At 50.4% G+C, this 17,697-nt stretch carries 10 protein-coding genes and 1 pseudogene; 3 read left to right on the top strand and 8 right to left on the bottom strand.

Translation table 11 applies throughout. From position 1 onward, the window contains the following. Window positions 1–28 precede the first annotated feature (28 nt). The gene (locus WBL83_RS00540) at window positions 29–835 is read left to right on the top strand and encodes an MIP/aquaporin family protein (protein ID WP_424587301.1); all 807 of its coding nucleotides are present in this window, start codon (window positions 29–31) and stop codon (window positions 833–835) included. Between the two features lie 469 nt (window positions 836–1,304). On the opposite strand, the pseudogene WBL83_RS00535 reads toward WBL83_RS00540, so the two are convergent. The 5 genes and pseudogenes from WBL83_RS00535 to pepT form a co-directional block, all read right to left on the bottom strand. Further along, window positions 1,305–1,568 (bottom strand): annotated as a pseudogene (locus WBL83_RS00535) (BMC domain-containing protein); the annotation flags it as partial. Window positions 1,569–1,588: 20 nt separating this feature from the next. Beyond that, on the bottom strand, window positions 1,589–2,746 hold the full coding sequence (metK, locus tag WBL83_RS00530) for a methionine adenosyltransferase (protein WP_424587300.1): 1,158 nt from the start codon (window positions 2,744–2,746) through the stop codon (window positions 1,589–1,591). Window positions 2,747–2,884: 138 nt separating this feature from the next. Next, window positions 2,885–3,937: a response regulator gene (locus WBL83_RS00525; protein WP_424587299.1), complete on the bottom strand. Its 1,053-nt coding sequence runs from the start codon at window positions 3,935–3,937 to the stop codon at window positions 2,885–2,887. Between the two features lie 17 nt (window positions 3,938–3,954). Continuing rightward, window positions 3,955–5,184, bottom strand: a complete 1,230-nt coding sequence (locus WBL83_RS00520; protein ID WP_424587298.1) for a sensor histidine kinase — start codon at window positions 5,182–5,184, stop codon at window positions 3,955–3,957. Window positions 5,185–5,412: 228 nt separating this feature from the next. Then, window positions 5,413–6,642 carry a peptidase T gene (gene pepT / locus WBL83_RS00515; protein WP_424587297.1) on the bottom strand — a complete coding sequence of 410 codons (1,230 nt, stop codon included), beginning with the start codon at window positions 6,640–6,642 and terminating at the stop codon, window positions 5,413–5,415. Between the two features lie 124 nt (window positions 6,643–6,766). Between pepT and WBL83_RS00510 the strand changes: the two genes are divergently transcribed. Beyond that, window positions 6,767–8,368 (top strand): ABC transporter substrate-binding protein, encoded by a 1,602-nt coding sequence (locus WBL83_RS00510; protein WP_424587296.1) that lies wholly within the window; start codon window positions 6,767–6,769, stop codon window positions 8,366–8,368. 153 nt (window positions 8,369–8,521) lie between these two features. Here WBL83_RS00510 and WBL83_RS00505 read toward each other — a convergent pair whose 3' ends face one another. Next, window positions 8,522–10,912 (bottom strand): glucose/quinate/shikimate family membrane-bound PQQ-dependent dehydrogenase, encoded by a 2,391-nt coding sequence (locus tag WBL83_RS00505; RefSeq protein WP_424587295.1) that lies wholly within the window; start codon window positions 10,910–10,912, stop codon window positions 8,522–8,524. Window positions 10,913–11,212: 300 nt separating this feature from the next. Next, complete coding sequence (locus WBL83_RS00500; RefSeq protein WP_424587294.1) at window positions 11,213–13,510, bottom strand: FdhF/YdeP family oxidoreductase; 2,298 nt, start codon at window positions 13,508–13,510, stop codon at window positions 11,213–11,215. Between the two features lie 241 nt (window positions 13,511–13,751). Here WBL83_RS00500 and WBL83_RS00495 point away from each other — a divergent pair, with 241 nt between their 5' ends. Next, the gene (locus WBL83_RS00495) at window positions 13,752–15,443 is read left to right on the top strand and encodes a methyl-accepting chemotaxis protein (protein WP_424587293.1); all 1,692 of its coding nucleotides are present in this window, start codon (window positions 13,752–13,754) and stop codon (window positions 15,441–15,443) included. Window positions 15,444–15,620: 177 nt separating this feature from the next. Here WBL83_RS00495 and WBL83_RS00490 read toward each other — a convergent pair whose 3' ends face one another. Next, window positions 15,621–17,351: an ABC-F family ATP-binding cassette domain-containing protein gene (locus WBL83_RS00490; RefSeq protein ID WP_424587292.1), complete on the bottom strand. Its 1,731-nt coding sequence runs from the start codon at window positions 17,349–17,351 to the stop codon at window positions 15,621–15,623. Window positions 17,352–17,697 lie beyond the last annotated feature (346 nt).

Genomic DNA, 17,697 nt, shown 5'->3' with positions numbered 1-17,697 from the left:
TCACAAGTCTCACAAGCAGGATAACCCTATGAACGACACACTCAGAGCGCAATGTACTGCTGAATTTCTCGGTACAGGATTATTTTTGTTTTTTGGTATCAGCTGTCTGGCGGCAGTAAAAGTCGCTGGCGCAAGTTTTGGTTTGTGGGAAATTTGTATCGTTTGGGGGCTTGCGATTTCATTGGCGGTCTACTTAACAGCAGGGATTTCCGGTGCGCACCTTAATCCGGCCGTTACTATTGCTTTATGGCTGTTTGCCGCCTTTCCGCGGCACAAAGTTATCCCTTACAGCATTGCACAAGTTGCCGGCGCGTTCGGTGGAGCAATGCTTGCTTATATGCTCTATCACAATCTCTTCACGGATTTTGAAACTGCGCACAACATGGTGCGTGGCAGCGCGGATAGTCTGCAACTCGCCAGTATCTTCAGCACATTCCCGTCGCCAGCAATCAGCGTGTGGCAGGCAGGATTTGTGGAAATTGTCATCACTTCAATGCTGATGGGATTGATTATGGCGCTGACGGATGACGGCAATGGTGTGCCTCGTGGCCCATTAGGCCCTTTATTGATTGGTATTCTGGTGGCAGTCATCGGCGCATCTACAGCACCGTTAACCGGCTTTGCTATGAATCCTGCCCGTGATTTCGGTCCGAAACTCTTCACCTTCTTTGCAGGTTGGGGCGAAATATCCATGACCGGCGGTCGCGATATTCCTTACTTCATTGTGCCTGTTATTGCACCTGTCATCGGTGCTTGTCTCGGAGCTGCAATCTATCGTTTCGGTATCGCCAGAAATTTACCGTCTAATACCTGTAAGCTGGGTGATAGCCAGTAGTTTACGAGGCGCGGCGTCGGATGGCGCTGCGCTTATCCGACCTGGGCAGTTTCATAAGGCTTTGTTTTCGTGGATGGATGGCGCTGCGCTTATCCGAGCTACGCAGTTTCATAAGGCTTTGTTTTCGTGGATGGATGGCGCTGCGCTTATCCGACATGTGGCTTTGTTTTCGTGGATGGATGGCGCTGCGCTTATCCGACATGTGGCTTTGTTTTCGTAGGGTGGATGGCGCTGCGCTTATCCGACATAAGGCTTTGTTTTCGTAGGGTGGATAAGCGTGAGCGTCATCCACCATTACCAGGCGGCTCACGGATTAGCGCTTTTTATGCTTTCCGGAACCTGGTTTTTTCTTGCTTCCGTCTTCTGACATCACTATCGGTATTTCAAGCACCGGAATTTCAAGACTGACTACCGGCGGTGTTTCTTGCGTTATGACAGGCTCAATACCAATGGTGTCTTCGGAGTGAACAATGCGTTCAATACCCTCGGCGGTACGCGCGATAACCCGATGAGCGTAAACCTGACTCACTTTATTCGCCGCCACCACACCTGCGGCAACAGCCGCATTTATCGCACCGACTTCACCTTCAAATTTGACGGTAACCATACCGCCACCTTTTGTCAGTTCATAACCCACAAGTTGGACATTGGCGGATTTCATTGCGGCGTCAGCGGCTTCAATCGCTGCGGCAAGCCCAACGGTTTCAATCAAACCTAAACTCTGCCCGGACATAATCTTCTCCTGTTAATTGTTCATGATGTTGCGCTTAAGCGCAGAGCCGCTGCTTTATCCGTTTTTTCCCATGGGAAAATATCCCGGCCAAAATGACCGTAGCAGGCGGTTTGACGATAGCGGGGAACCAGTAAATCCAGCATCTGAATAATGCCGTAAACACTGAGATCAAAATGACGAGTCACCAGCTCCTGAAGGGTTTTGTCGGCAAGTTTACCGCTGCCAAAAGTATTAATTCGAATCGATACCGGGTGAGGTAAACCGATGGCCCAGGCCAGTTGAACTTCACAACGTGAAGCGAGACCCGCAGCTACAATATTTTTTGCTACATAGCGCGCAGCATATGCAGCTGAACGGTCAACTTTAGAGGGATCTTTACCTGAGAAGGCACCACCACCGTGGCAGGCGGCTCCTCCGTAAGTGTCGACAATGATTTTCCTGCCCGTCAGGCCGCAATCTCCAACCGGACCACCAATGACAAACCTCCCTGCGGGGTTAATCAGAAAGCGCGTATCCGCTGTTATCAGGTGAGCCGGTATTACTGGTTTCACGATCTCTTCGATAACGGCTTCCCGCAGATGCTCTGGTGAAATATCAGGGCGGTGTTGCGTGGAAACCACGATAGTGTCAGCCGACTGTATATGGTTGTTGGAATAACGCAGAGTCACCTGGCTTTTGGCATCAGGAAATAAGAATGGGAGACGTTTGGTTTTGCGTAGCATCGCTTGTCGCGCCATTAAACGATGCGCATAAACCAGCGTGGCTGGCATGGCTTCCGGTGTTTCGTTGCAGGCGAATCCAAAGGTAATTCCTTGATCACCTGCGCCAAAGGAATCAGCTGAATTGCCCGCAATACCATGAGCAATATCAGTCGATTGTTTACCGAGGATATTCAGCACGCCGCAAGTGTTGCCGTCAAAACCGAGATCGGAATGATCGTAGCCGATAGCTTTAATCGTGCTGCGAACAATGGACTCAATATCAACCACAGCCGCAGAAGATATTTCCCCGGCAACAATGGCGATACCGGTTTTCACCATGCATTCACAGGCGACTTTTGACCAGGGATCCTGGAGCAAGTACGCGTCCAGAATTGCATCCGCAATCTGGTCGGCCATTTTGTCCGGATGCCCTTCGGCCACCGATTCAGAGGTAAACAGATAATCGTCCAAAGGCATACCACTGTTAAGAGAAGGGTATGCCTATTTTAGGAGCTAACCCCTCTGACAACAGTAAACTATCTTGTTGGTATAGTGGACTTTCTTGCCTTACCTGGCGCGCCTTGTGCAAGATAGCAAAGGCGAGCAGGGCAGTCATTAATGCAATTCCGGCGAGACGATTTTGCGATAGTCAGAAGGGGCCACACCGGTCTCTTTTTTAAATATGCGACAGAAATAATTCGCATCCTGGTAAGATAACTCCAGCGCGATAGTATTAACCTTTAAATTACTGAATTGCAGCAGCGACTTAGCAATACTGATTTTGCGATTCGCAATATAATTTGAGAAACCCGCGCCAATATTTTTCTTAAATGCCCGGCTTAAATAACAAGCACTGACGAATGATTTGGTCGCAATATCATCGAGCGTCAGGTTTTTAAGCACATTTTTTTCAATGTGGAATTTTGCTCGTTCGGTGAAGTCCATATTGCCATTATATTTTTTTAACGCCTGGTCAAATACGTCTTCACTAATGGACATCAGGCTAGTCATAATTCGATAGTAACCTGTGCTGGTTAAACCGTGATGGCTAATATCTTGAATCAAAGCTGAGACTTTTTTTTCGGTAGGCAACAATTTCTCGCCCTGGGTCGCAATATATTGGTTCAACAACTCCAGCACATCCGTTACGGTTTTACGTTGATCCGAAGTAAGGGCCTTGCGCGTGCAAGCATCATTTAGCCTTTCAAATAAAAAGCTGTGCCACTGTGCATAATCGCAGCTTTCAATCAGTGTTATCATGGTTTGCTTTAGTGCTTTTAATGCAGCAACATCAGCTTCATTTACATTAAGTGTCTTCTTAATGGTTTCGGTGAGAATGCTTTGCTTAACCGGTTTGAGTAAATAATCATCAACCTTCAGGTTAATCATACTGCGTACGATATCAAAATCATCGTTCGCGGTGGTGACAATAACTTTAGTGTCATTTTTTTTGCTTTTCAGATATTCAATAACCTGGTTACCATTAGGTAAGGGGATATTTATATCGACAAAAATCATATCGATACGATCTAAAGTATCGATAAGTTGAATCGCTTTTTTTCCGGTAGAGGCTTCATGAATCACAGAATTATCCACACAACGTGTAATAATGCGACGCAGTGACTCCGATTCAATCAGTTCATCTTCTACAATCACAATGTTAAACATGCTTACTCTCCTTGTAATCAGGCTGGTAGCATAGGAAATCGTAGTTTAATGGTGGTGCCCATTGCAGGTTGATGTGCACTGATTATTTCCAATCCATAACTATCACCAAATAATAAACGAAGACGATTTTGAATGTTATTAATACCGATAGAACCTTTCTGGCGATTTTGATCACCCGATAAAATGTTAGCGATATCTTGTTGTGAAATGCCATCGCCATTGTCAGTCAATTCAAGTATGACATCGTGCCCATCGTCGTTCGCTCTAATCTCCAGGAAGCTGCTGATGTCACGCGGCTCGACCACGTAATTAAAAAAGTTCTCGACCAGCGGCTGCAGAATCAAAAATGGGCAAACGATATTAAGATACTTTTCAGGAATGTCACAATGATAGTCAAAGCGGTCTCTCATTCTGACTTTTTGTATCGACATATAACTTTTAACGTAATTAATCTCATGATTCATGGTGATCAAACCATGGTTATTTTTCCGTAATAAGTAACGCATCATGTCAGAGAAATCATGAACCATGGTTTCGGTACGTTGCGCCTCTTCCAGATAAGCAAGGCGGCCGATGGTGTTTAACACGTTAAATAAAAAGTGCGGGTTTATTTGGTATGAGAGCGCTTTAAATTCAGCTTCATGTAATGAACGTTCAATCTCGACACGTTTTCGCAATTCATCGGTTAACTCAAGATCTTTTTTACGGAGTTCGCGTTGAATATTATTTGCATGTGCCTGCTCAACCAAATAAGAAGAGACGTGTAATAATGTTGAAGCTGTGGATTCAAACCGATCATACGGCATTCTTTTAGTGTTTTCGTGTAAATGAATAAGCTGCGGATTCTCACGCCAAATCTGATTGTCATTTAAAATATAAGGAATGGTTTGCTCTTTTTCCTCCTCGACTTTCACCTGGCCGGAAATAAAAGCGCCGAGATAATGGTCATTAATCATGATCGGAACGGCAAATTCGACAAAACCACAATAACAGCGATAGACAACAGGTTTAAGCGATTCCATCGCGGCTCGCCCACCTGCGTTGTCGCTGACATGGCAATGTTGGGCAAGGGTCGGATTGAGACGTGAATGTGCACAAAAGTCGGAGAACCCACTTGGTTTGGTAACAGGGATCCCATCTTGATCGACCACGACAAGTGCAATCATCATCGATTTACTAAAGTTATCCTGTAATGTCTGAAGACGATTCACATCCAGAAATTCTTGTAATATATATTTGTTTTTCATTTTGGTTTCCGACTGCAGATATTCTCTATTGCACTCGAAAATATACACTAAAGATTCCAGATAAAGATTGAATCGGGTCACATCGGGCAGGAATACTCTAAACTATGTGTTAACATGACTGAGCGATTGTTAATTAAGTTGATGTGTTAAATTTCTGACAACAATATTTTTACAATCACGATGGGATAATGAACGGGCAGACGATTAAGCGTTTACCCGTAACATTCTTTATTTAGCCGCTAATAGACATAGCTTTAACGCGACGTTGTAAGAGGCTTCAAAGGCGCGCAGGGGCAGGAATTCGAATTTGGAATGGAAGTTATGCGCACCGGTAAAGAAGTTCGGCGTTAATAATCCTTTTGCGGACAGTGCCGCACCGTCAGTGCCGCCGCGCATAGGAATGATCTTGGGTTCGATATTCAACTCTTTCATGGCGTCGAAGATGAGATCAATGGCCCGACGATCCTCTTTGATAGCGTTGCTGATATTGCTGTAAGTATCGCTTATCTCGACATCAACTTTTGCGGTTGGGTGTTGAGCGGCAATTTTAGCCGCAACGTCGCGGATCTGTTGTTTGCGTGCTTCAAACGACTGGGTATCAAAATCACGGATATTCGCCTTTAATACCGCGTCATTTTGCGTGGTATGCATGCCGTTAAACCAAATATAACCTTCACGGCCTTCGGTGTTTTCCGGGGTTTGATTGCGGTCGAAATGACTGATGAAATCATGGGCCATCAACAGCGGGTTCACTAATACCCCTTTTGCGGACATCGGATGGGCGGTTACACCGGTAAAACGAATCTCAGCATGCGCGGCATTAAAGTTTTCATACACCACTTCACCTAATTCACAGCAGTCGATAGTCCAGGCAAAATCCACATCAAAGCGCGCAAGATCCAACGCTTTTGCACCACATAATCCAATTTCTTCATCGGGAACAAACGCGACGACAATATCGCCATGTCGCATTTCTGGCGTCAGGTTTTCCAGCATCGCCATGACCACGGTGACGGCGGCTTTATTATCCGCTCCCAGTACGCTGGTGCCATCGCTAAAAATAATATCTTCGTCTGGATAGGCGAGAATTTCCGGATGCTCAGCGGTGCGTAGCCAAATATCCTTTTCTTGATTGAGGCATAAATCTTCGCCGTTAAAACGTAACACTTGCGGATAAATATCTGGCGATAAACCCACATCCACCGTATCAATATGCGTGATAAACCCTACGCGTGGGGCACCCGCAACATTGCCTTTTTTGACGGCAGTCACGGTGGCGTGCTCATCAATAACCACGTTATCCAGACCCAGTTCACGCAGCTCGCGCGCCAGTAGTTGCGCCATTTCATGTTGCCCAGGTGTGCTTGGCAACGTGGCAGTACCCGCCTTGCTTTGGCTGGTAATGGCCAGATAGCGGAAGAACCGCCTGGTTAATTGGTCAGTGAGTTGCGTGGTCATCGTTATTCCTTCTTTTAGTATCGACGAATATATTCATTTGTTTGCATGCGACTTTTAATGTTATTTATTAAGTTGCTTTGTACAAGCATTATTCTGGGTGAAAAATATAAATATAAGGGCAGGCATGAAAACTATCACCACAACAACCACAAAACTTGCATTGATAATAGCGGCGCTGACAGTCAGTTCCACTGTCGCGGCAAAGACTTTGGTATATTGCTCCGAAGGATCACCGGAAAACTTTAATCCGCAGTTATATACATCGGGTACCAGTGTGGATGCCAGCGCGGTGCCGGTTTATAACCGTCTGGTTGATTTCAAAACAGGCACCACAGAGTTGCAGCCCAGCCTCGCAGAAAGTTGGGACATTAGCCAAGACGGTAAGGTTTACACTTTCCATCTGCGCAAAGGGGTTAAGTTCCAGAGCAATAAATACTTCAAACCCTCCCGCGACTTTAACGCAGACGATGTCATCTTCTCGTTTATGCGCCAGAAAGATCCCAAACACCCTTATCATAATGTTTCCAACGGAAACTATTCTAATTTCGAAAGTCTTGAGTTCGGAAAATTAATTACGGCGATTGATAAAGTCGACGATAATACCGTGCGTTTCACGCTGGCACACGCAGAGGCACCATTTATTGCCGATCTGGGTTGGTATTTCGCCTCCATTCTTTCTGCTGAATACGCCGATGCGATGCTAAAAGCCGGTACCCCGGAACGTGTGGATATGGATCCTGTCGGCACCGGGCCATACCGCCTGGCGCAATATCAAAAAGACTCGCGCATTCTGTTCACCGCATTCCCGGAATACTGGCAGGGCAAAGCTAAAATCGACAAACTGGTGTTCTCGATAACGCCAGATGCCTCGGTGCGCGTGGCAAAACTCGAGAAGAACGAGTGCCAGGTGATGCCCTTCCCGAATCCGGCAGATCTGCCGCGCCTGAAGGAAAACGCCGACATTAATCTGATGCAAAAAGCGGGGCTGAATACTGGCTTCCTGGCATTCAACACCCAGAAAGCACCGCTGGACAACGTCAAAGTCCGCCAGGCGTTGGCGATGGCGATTAATAAACCAGCCATTATTGAAGCGGTATTCCGTGGCACCGGCACGGCGGCTAAAAATCTGTTACCGCCGGGGATCTGGAGCGCTGACGACTCGCTGAAAGATTATGAATATTCTCCGGAAAAAGCCAAAGCGTTACTCAAAGAGGCGGGTTTTGCCAACGGCATGACCATCGACCTGTGGGCGATGCCGGTGCAGCGTCCGTATAACCCGAATGCTAAACGTATGGCCGAGATGATTCAGGCCGACTGGGCGAAAATTGGCGTGACGGCAAAAGTGGTGACCTACGAGTGGGGCGAGTATTTAAAACGCGTGAAAGACGGCGAGCATCAGGCGGCGTTGATGGGCTGGACGACAGCCACGGGCGACCCGGATAACTTCTTTGGCCCGTTATTCACCTGCCGTTCGGCAGATGGCGGTTCCAACTCAGCAAAATGGTGTTACCAGCCATTTGATAAATTGATTCTGGAAGCGAGAACCTCGAGCGATCACGAAAAACGTGTGGCGTTATACAAAGAAGCGCAGCAGATGATGCATGACCAAATGCCAGCGGTGATGATTGCCCATTCGACGATTTTCGAGCCGGTTCGCAAAGAAGTCAGCGGATACGAAGTCGATCCGTTTGGTAAGCACATTTTTTATCAGGCAGATGTGAAGTAATTGGTTGTTGGATGACGCAAGCTTATCCGACCTGTGAAACGCTAACGCTCGTAGTAGGGGGGATAAGCGTTAGCGTCATCCACCATTTACGTCAACGCAGCCAACAAATGATAAAAAGTAAAACGGGTGCAAATGCACCCGTTTTTTTATCGCTTATTTCGCGTCTGGTAACGCGTAAGCAATGATGTAATCGCCACGGTCTGGAGACTGACGAGCACCGCCTGCGTTAATCACGATGTATTGCTTGCCGGTTTTCGGTGACACGTAAGTCATTGGGCCGGACTGGCTGCCCACTGGCAAACGTGATTTCCAGATTTCCTTACCGTTCGCCGTATCAAAGGCGCGCAGATAGAAATCCTGGGTACCGGCGAAGAACAGCAGGCCGGACTGTGTCGAAAGCGACGCACCCAGCGTAGGCATACCGATTGGAATAGGCATATGCATGCGGATCCCCAGCGGGCCGGTATCCTGCACCGTACCTACCGGCACCTGCCAGACCACTTTCCCGGATTTCAGGTCAACCGCAGACATGGTACCGAACGGTGGTTTCTGGCAAGGAATACCCAGCGGCGAGAGGAAACGCTCGCGCATCGCGCCAAACGGTGTGCCGTCCATTGGAACGATACCCATCTCGATACCGCTGGCATTTTTGGCGACGTTTGCCCGCGGCACCATGTAGTTTGCCAGCCCCAGACGCATATCGTTAACGAACATCAGGCTGTTGTTCGGATCAACAGAAACGCTGCCCCAGTTCATCCCGCCCAGCGAACCGGGGAATTGCAGGGAACGATCCAGACCTGGCGGCGTGTAGACGCCTTCATGACGCATCCCTTTAAATTCGATACGGCAAATCAGCAAATCGATAGGGGTTGCGCCCCACATATCCGACTCTTTCAGGGTTTGATTGCCAATCATTGGCATCCCGACAGAGTACGGCTGGGTTTTCGAGTAGCGTTCGCCTTCGATATTGCCCTGCGGAACCGGACGTTCTTCCACTTTCGCGACCGGTTCACCGGTTTCACGGTTAAGCATGAAGATCATGCCTTGCTTTGAGGTCTGGACAATCACCGGTGTGGTGCTGCCTTTGCCGTCTGGCAAGTCATACAGCAGCGGCTGTGATGGCAGGTCGAAATCCCACAGGTCGTGGTGAGTGGTCTGGAAATGCCAGCGTACCTGTCCGGTTGCTGCATCCACTGCAACAATTGAGGAGCTGTATTTATCGTCTTGCGCGGTACGTGTGCCGCCGAAGAAATCAGGCGTCGCGTTACCCGTCGGCAGATAAATCAGGCCGAGTTTCTCGTCGTAAGACATGGCAGACCAGACGTTCGGTGTGCCGCGCGTATAGGTCTGACCTTCCGGCGGAACGCCGGTAATCGCCGGGTTGCCCGGATCCCATGCCCACGCCAGTTTGCCGGTGTGAACGTCATAAGCGCGCACGACACCCGGAGGCTCGCCGGTGGAGAAGTTATCCGCCACACGACCGCCTACCACCACGACATTCCCCGCCACCAGTGGCGTAGAAGTTTGCTGGTAATAGCCCGGTTTGACTTCACCCATGCCGACTTTCAAATCCACGGTACCGTGGTCACCAAAGTCTTCGCATAATTTGCCGTTATCGGCGTTAATCGCCAGCAGGCGTGCATCGGTGGTTGGCAGGAACAGGCGGCGAGGGCAGGCCGCAGGTTGTGCGGTGTCAGCTACCGGTGCTGTGGCTTGTTGAGTGGTTTCCTCAAAATAACCGAGGCCACGGCAACGCTGCCAGTTTGGCGCGGTCGCTTTACTGTCAAAACGCCATTTTTCTTTACCGGAATCCACATCCAGCGCCAGCACTTTGCTGTATGGCGTACAGACAAACAGCGTGTCGCCAACTTGCAATGGGGTGTTTTGATCTTCAGCACCTGAACCGTTGCTTTGTGGAATATCACCCGTGTGGGCAGTCCACGCTACTTTCAGCTCGCTAACGTTGCCTTTGTTGATTTGATCAAGTGCGGCAAAACGGTCGCCATGGGTGGTATTCCCCCAGTGCTTCCAGTCTTTTTGCGCAGTATCCGCCGTAACCGGTTTTACCGGCACCTCTTCATTGGCGGCAACTTGTACCTGTGGCACAAACATCCAGCCCGCGCTCACCAACATACAAACCGCGAGCAGGGCGGCGATGCCATAAGCTGGCGCTTTTTTTACCGGCGCACGAGTACGTGCTGCACGTAAAATTGGCCAGGCAATGGCGGCCAGGAAAGCCAGCACCGCGAAGGTAAACAGGCGCGAAAACAGCGGCCAGAAATCCATGCCCGCATCGCTAATCGCCCAAAATATAGAGCAGATGAATGCCAGACCATAAAGTACCAGGCCTGCGATTTTCTTTCTCAGAATCAAAACAGCGGAGATAAGCATCGCGATGCCCATCAGCAGGAAGTAAAAGCTCCCGCCCAGTGCGACGAGATAAGCTCCGCCAATACCTATCGCGAGGCCAATTAAAGCCATCAGCCCGCCAAGAACCCAGAGCAGCCCTAATGCCAGGCCGCGCGGGGGAGTGTACCTTTCCATACCATTCTCCTGTCGAAGTGTGTCCGCACACTTCATTTGCAACAACGTCTCCTTGTCGCAGGAGATCGTTCGATTTGTACCGCCTGGTGTCATGATTAACGTAGCGACTCGCGTTTAACGGGGGTTAAATGGAAGCGATTACATATTAATGAACCAAATGGTTAATGTGCGGATATCATAATCTCCCGTTATGATATTGCAAAGTTGTTAATGAGAAATTTCGCATTTATTGCGAATGGGTAACTGGATGAGGGGATTGGTCGGGTAAGCTGAACGTTACCCGACACGAGGTTTTTGCTTTTAAGCGATGCGTTTATCTGCCACAGCCGCGCTACGGCTGATTTTGACCGGTACAGATTTTGAGGTTGGCGTGCCTGTGCCATCACCGACGCTGGTCAGGGGAACCAATGGGTTCGTTTCAGGGTAATACGCAGCCAGATTGCCACGGGGAATATTGTACGGCACGATTTTGAATCCGCTGACTTTACGGGTAATTCCGTCATTCCAGATAGTTTCAATATCCACTAAATCGCCGTCACGTAATTCCAGTGCCGCAAGATCTTCCGGATTGATAAACAACACTTCACGCTGGCCGTAAACACCACGGTAACGATCGTCCAGCCCATAAATGGTGGTGTTGTACTGGTCGTGGGAGCGCAAAGTTTGCAGTACAAACGGTGCGTTTACCTCCCCGAACAGAGACGCTGGCAGCGGGGCGGCGCTGAATTCAGCTTTGCCCGATGGCGTATTAAAACGCAATTCGGCCGCTGCATTGCCCAAATAGAAACCACCGGGTTTCTCACATTGCTGGTTGAAGTCTTTAAAGCCCGGCACGGTGGCGGCGATATGGTCGCGAATCAGATTGTAATCATCAGCCAGTGCCAGCCAGTCGAGCTTCTCACGCCCCAGCACGGCGTTGGCGATCCCACAGACAATCGCGGTTTCTGAACGTTGCGTGTCTGCAATCGGTTTGCCGATCCCTTCGGAGGCATGCACCATGCTGAACGAGTCTTCGACAGTAATGAACTGACGTCCGCTGGCTTGCATGTCTTCTTCAGTACGCCCAAGGGTTGGCAAAATAAGCGCGGCTTGACCCGGCACCAGATGGCTACGGTTAAGTTTGGTGCTGATATGGACGGTCAGGCCGCAGCGCTGCAACGCTTCTTCGGTGCGCGGGCTGTCAGGTGCCGCCGCCGCGAGATTCCCGCCAAGGGTAATCAGCACTTTCACTTCATCGCGCAACATGGCGGCAAGTGCTTCGACGGTGTTATGGCCCTGCGCGCGTGGCGGTTCAAAATCAAAATGCGCAGCCAGACTGTCGAGCATCGCCGCAGAAGGTTTTTCATCAATACCCATGGTGCGGTTGCCCTGCACATTACTGTGGCCGCGTACCGGGCAAAGTCCGGCACCTTCTTTACCCAAATGGCCGCCCAATAGTTGCAGGTTAACGATTTCACGCACCGTATTGAGCGAATGTTTATGCTGGGTTATTCCCATCGCCCAGGTGCAAATCACACGCCCGGCCTGCTGCCAGACTGCGGCGGCATCGCGTATTTGCTGTTCGCTCAAACCAGACTGCTGGATGATGTGTTCCCAGCGGGTGTTATCGACTTCGGCAAACCACGCTTCCACGCCATGGGTTTGTTCATCGATAAATTGACGGTCAAAAATGCCCGTGCCGCCTTGCGCCAGTTGCGCACGATGGGTTTCCAGCAACGCTTTCGCCATACCGCGAATGGCCGCCATGTCACCGCCCAAATTCGGCTGGTAGTAATAGGTGCTGATGTTTCCAGCAAGTGGCGTGACCACTTCTAATGGCTTTTGCGGATCGGCAAAACGCTCAAGGCCACGTTCGCGTAGCGTATTAAAGGTGACGATTTGCGCGCCGTTTTCTGCGGCGTGACGCAGGCTGTGCAACATGCGTGGATGGTTGGTGCCCGGGTTTTGACCAAACACGAAAATTGCACTGGCTTTATCAAAATCATTGAGATGAATAGTGCCTTTACCCACGCCAATGCTGCGCTTAAGCCCTGATCCGCTGGCTTCGTGACACATGTTCGAGCAGTCAGGGAAGTTGTTCGTCCCCACCATACGGCCAAACAATTGATACAGATAAGAGGCTTCGTTGCTGGCGCGACCGGAGGTATACAGCTCCATCTGGTCGGGATTATCCAGCGCTTTGATATGTTGAGCGATAAGCGCAAGCGCGTCATCCCAGCTTATTGCTTCGTAATGGTCGGTCTGCGGGTTGTATGACAAAGGTTCGGTGAGGCGTCCTTGATATTCAAGGAAATAATCGCTTTGTTGGTAGAGCTTACTGACGCTGTGCCGGGCGAAAAATTCATGGTCGATGAAACGGCGCGTCGCTTCCCAGGTGACGGCTTTCGCGCCATTCTCGCAGAAGCTAAAGGTACTTTTATTATCATCACCCCATGCACACCCCGGGCAGTCAAACCCTTTGGCTTTGTTCATGCGCATCAGGTTGCGCAGGTTTTTTAAGGCGTGTTTGCTATCGATAACAAAGCGAGTGGTAGCTTCAAGCGAGCCCCAGCCACCGGCGGCAGCATGATAGGGTTTTATTGCAGATTTAAATTTCATATTAACGGTACATCCTTTGGGCGACCGCACGCGGTCCACCATTAATCATTACAAATAGTTTACTCCTGTTTAACCCTCATGTAAGCCCGGTTAATTTCATAAGAAACTGTGATCTGGTTATCTTTTAAACATAATTTTGTTAACCCCTCCACAAAACGACGACTTTATCTTCAACCTTTGGTTTCGCCAGGCCGATGACCTGCTTACAGCAATATCCTTTTACAAAAGAGAAACCAAGGACATGGCAAAGACAAAAATCTCCCCGCAGGGGACTGTGCGTTTCTGGCATCACATTCGTTTGGTGCCACTGTTTACCTCCATTCTGGTTGGGATTTTAGTGCTGTTCGCCTTGTGCGTTGGGCTGGCGAGCTACTTTTTGGTGCAAAGTGACAAGGCGTTGCAAGACGTCACCGATGAAATTCAGGTGCGCATCGGTCTTTCCGACAGCTCAACCAATCTGCGCAGTGCGCGTTTAAACATCATTCATGCGGGTGCGGCAGGGCGCGTGGCTGACATGGAGGATATGAAGTTCAATATTGCTGAAGCCGACAGACTGATGAAGCAAGCACAGGCCGGTTTCGACATTTATATGGCGCGTGCCGACAATGTTGATGAAGGTGATGCGCTGGATAGCCAGCTGCGCACCCGCTTCAGCGACTACCTGAAGAAAGGCATGGAGCCAATGATGAAATATGCCAAAAACGGCATGTTTGAAGCCATCATCAACCATGAAAACGAAGAGGCACGAAAGCTGGATGCGGACTACAGCAAGGTTCTGGAACAGGCGGCGCAGATCCGTACCGAACGGGCGATTGCCCTGAAAGAGCAGGCTCAGGAACGCTCGCATTTGAGTGTGATGTTGATGGCAGGCGCGTTTGCACTGGCCATTTTCATGACTGCTTTCACCTTTGTGGTGCTGCGTCGTGTGGTGATACAACCGCTGCAACAAGCGGCTACGCGCATCGAGCATATCGCTCAGGGGGATTTAACCCTGGCACCGCTAGCCCATGGTCGTAGTGAAATCGGCAAGCTCAATCAGAACTTACAAGAAATGCAGGCGTCACTGGTGAATACCGTCGGCGAGGTGCGTTTAGGTGCCGAAGCGATTTATCAGGGCACCAGCGAGATTTCTGCGGGCAATACCGATTTGTCTGCCCGCACCGAACAACAAGTGGCGGCACTGGAACAAACGGCCGCCAGCATGGAGCAGTTAACCGCCACAGTGAAACAGAACGCGGATAACGCTCATCACGCCACCAAACTGGCTGAGGAAGCCTCGCACAAAGCCAGTGATGGCGGGCGTATTGTCTCGGGTGTGGTCAGCACCATGAACAATATCTCATCCAGTTCAAAGAAAATTTCTGAGATAACCGCGGTCATCAATAGCATCGCCTTCCAGACCAATATTCTGGCGCTCAATGCGGCGGTAGAAGCGGCGCGTGCCGGTGAGCAGGGGCGCGGTTTTGCAGTGGTTGCAACCGAAGTGCGCACCCTGGCACAACGCAGTGCGCAGGCGGCGAAAGAGATCGAGGGGCTGATTAGCGAGTCGGTTTCGCTGGTTGATAGCGGTTCAAGCCAGGTGGCACATGCCGGAGAAACCATGACCGGTATCGTGAGCGCAGTGCGGCGTGTCACCGATATCATGCAGGAAATTGCGGCCGCATCGGATGAACAAAGCCGGGGTATCGAGCAAGTGGGTATTGCCATCAACGAGATGGATAATGTGACGCAACAGAACGCCTCGTTAGTTGAAGAGGCGTCAGCGGCCGCGTCGTCCCTCGAAGAGCAGGCCGCGCGGTTAACCGCCGCGGTGGGTATTTTCCGTTTAGACAGTCATCATCACCAGGTGGTGGCGAAGCGCGAGACGCCGAAGAAGTCGTCGCCATTGTCGCGCACCGTGGTGAACGATGACGACAATTGGGCGACGTTTTAATCACAGTAAAAGCGGTGGATGACGCTAACGCTTATCCACCCTACGAAATCGAAACCGAAATCGAAACCGAAATCGAAATCGAAACCGTAGGTCGGATAAGCGCAGCGTCATCCGACGCAACCGCCGCAAAACCAGCTTACCCAGGTCGGATAAGCGAAGCGTCATCCGACGCAGTCTTTACTCCAGATCCAGCCGGACATTCAGTGCGGCTATCTCCTTGCGCCATTGCTGCTGCAACGCGGGTTTCTGATGGCTGGCTTTGCGCGCTAAATCCTGCGCAAGCTTCTCCTCCAGTTCAACCAGTCGCTCCAGCCAGCCGTCTGCCGCCCCGGAAGTTGCCGCAACAGCTGACATCTCCGGCGGTGAAGGTGACAACGTCACCTCGGCGGTTTCACTTGTCAGCTGTGCATATAGCCCATCCAAACTGTGCCACTCGCTAAGCTTGCCATCATCAATCAACCAGAAGCGGTTACAGCTTTTCGCGATTAACGTCCGGTCGTGCGTTACCAGCAACACGCCACCTTCGTAACTTTGCAGCGTTTCGGCCAGCGCTTCTTTACCTTCCATATCCAGATGGTTGGTCGGTTCATCAAGCAGCAGCAACGAATAACGCGCCAGCGTCAGGCCAACAAATAACAGCCGGGAACGCTCGCCGCCGCTTAAGGTGCTGACCGTTTGCCCGTGACGTAGCCACGCAAAACCAGCACTAATTAGCGCCATTTTGCGGGAACTCTCGGTTAATGGCGCAAAAGGTTCGAGTGCTTCGAGCAACGTGTCACCGTCTTTAAGCTGATGCAAGGTCTGGTCGTAATAGCCCATCTCGACGCGAGGATGCAGGCGAATCCCATCGTCTGTCTGCGGTTGCTGATATTGCTGCCAAAGCAGACGCAGCAACGACGATTTACCACAGCCGTTACGCCCGATTATTGCCACCCGATCACCACTTTTCACTCGCTGCACATCCAGATTAAACAGCGTAGGGCAATGGGGTGCCGGGCTGACGGCGAGGTTTTCCATTTCCAGCAGACGATCCGCCGGTAACGCTTCTCCTTTTAAAATCAGTTGCCACAGATTCGCCGCCGCCAGTTCGGTTTGGCTGTCCTTTAATTTGTCGACGCGCTTTTCCATCTGTTTGGCTTTACGCGCCAGGTCTTCGTTATCGTACACCCGTCCCCAAATGGCGAGACGCTTCGCACTGGCGGCAATGCGGTCGATTTCCTTTTGCTCCGACTGATGGCGGTGGGCATCGGTACGATCACGTTCTTCCAGCGCTGCACGTGCAGCAGAGCAGGGTAACTGGAAGAAACTCAGCGTGCGGTCGCGCAAGATCCACGTGCCGTTGGTGACACTATCCAACAGATGTTGATCGTGGGAAACCAGCACAAAGCTGCCATTCCAGTTACGCAAGAACTGCTCCAGCCACAGCAAAGTCGGCAAATCGAGGTGGTTACTCGGCTCATCCAGAAGCAGCAGATCCGGTTGGGTTATCAACGCACGCGCCAGCAATAAACGCGTATGTTGGCCGCCACTGAGGGTGCCAGCGGTGAGTTGCCACGCGGTTTCATCAAACCCCATGCTCGCCAGAAGCGCCTGCGCACGCCAGGAATCGGTATGCTGTTGCGCCTCGCTTAAACGCGCCATGACCGCATCGAGCAGCGTCAGGGCGTGCAAATCTTCAGGGAGATGCTGTTCGACCCGCGCCAGCAGGCAATGATGTGCACGCGTCACGCCGCCAGCATTGGGCGAAATCGTGCCATCGAGCAGTTTCAGAAGGGTACTTTTACCGCAACCGTTGTGACCGATTAAGCCGAGGCGGTCGCCTTTTTTCAGGGTAAAGGTGATATCGGCCAGCAGCGGGCCAAAAGCGGTATCAAGGTTTAGAGATTGTGCGGTTAATAAAGTGCTCATTGTTGCTTACTCAAGAGTTACTGGCGATAAAACGCCTCGTCAAATATGGCTGACGATAACCCGGTAAGCCCGAGAAAAGGGTTTGCTTCGCTCAAGCCGGATTATCGCAGTGCGATATCGATAACGCTTGAGCTATGGCGATCACCAAAAGTCTGCGAAATAAATAACATTTCACAAAACAGCATGGGATCCTCCTTATATTCAGTTGGTTAATGGTTAGACAAATCCTGGCAGAAAAAAGTAATAAATTCCAGCTACTGATTTCTTCCCTGAACATTTCGCCAGCATGACGATTGTTTAGCGAGAAACGTACGCGAGTCTTGTGCCAGCGTACGTGACAAGCACT

The organism is Buttiauxella sp., from assembly GCF_049686335.1.
Taxonomy (GTDB): Bacteria; Pseudomonadota; Gammaproteobacteria; order Enterobacterales; family Enterobacteriaceae; genus Buttiauxella.
The sequence above is the reverse complement of the archived record's forward strand: the minus strand, read 5'-3'. Positions and strand labels throughout refer to the sequence as shown.

Coding starts and splice junctions, on each gene's coding strand:
- WBL83_RS00540 (WP_424587301.1), top strand. CDS start 29: ATGAACGACACACTCAGAGCGCAATGTACTGCTGAATTTCTCGGTACA.
- metK (WP_424587300.1), bottom strand. CDS start 2,746: ATGCCTTTGGACGATTATCTGTTTACCTCTGAATCGGTGGCCGAAGGG.
- WBL83_RS00525 (WP_424587299.1), bottom strand. CDS start 3,937: ATGTTTAACATTGTGATTGTAGAAGATGAACTGATTGAATCGGAGTCA.
- WBL83_RS00520 (WP_424587298.1), bottom strand. CDS start 5,184: ATGAAAAACAAATATATATTACAAGAATTTCTGGATGTGAATCGTCTT.
- pepT (WP_424587297.1), bottom strand. CDS start 6,642: ATGACCACGCAACTCACTGACCAATTAACCAGGCGGTTCTTCCGCTAT.
- WBL83_RS00510 (WP_424587296.1), top strand. CDS start 6,767: ATGAAAACTATCACCACAACAACCACAAAACTTGCATTGATAATAGCG.
- WBL83_RS00505 (WP_424587295.1), bottom strand. CDS start 10,912: ATGGAAAGGTACACTCCCCCGCGCGGCCTGGCATTAGGGCTGCTCTGG.
- WBL83_RS00500 (WP_424587294.1), bottom strand. CDS start 13,510: ATGAAATTTAAATCTGCAATAAAACCCTATCATGCTGCCGCCGGTGGC.
- WBL83_RS00495 (WP_424587293.1), top strand. CDS start 13,752: ATGGCAAAGACAAAAATCTCCCCGCAGGGGACTGTGCGTTTCTGGCAT.
- WBL83_RS00490 (WP_424587292.1), bottom strand. CDS start 17,351: ATGAGCACTTTATTAACCGCACAATCTCTAAACCTTGATACCGCTTTT.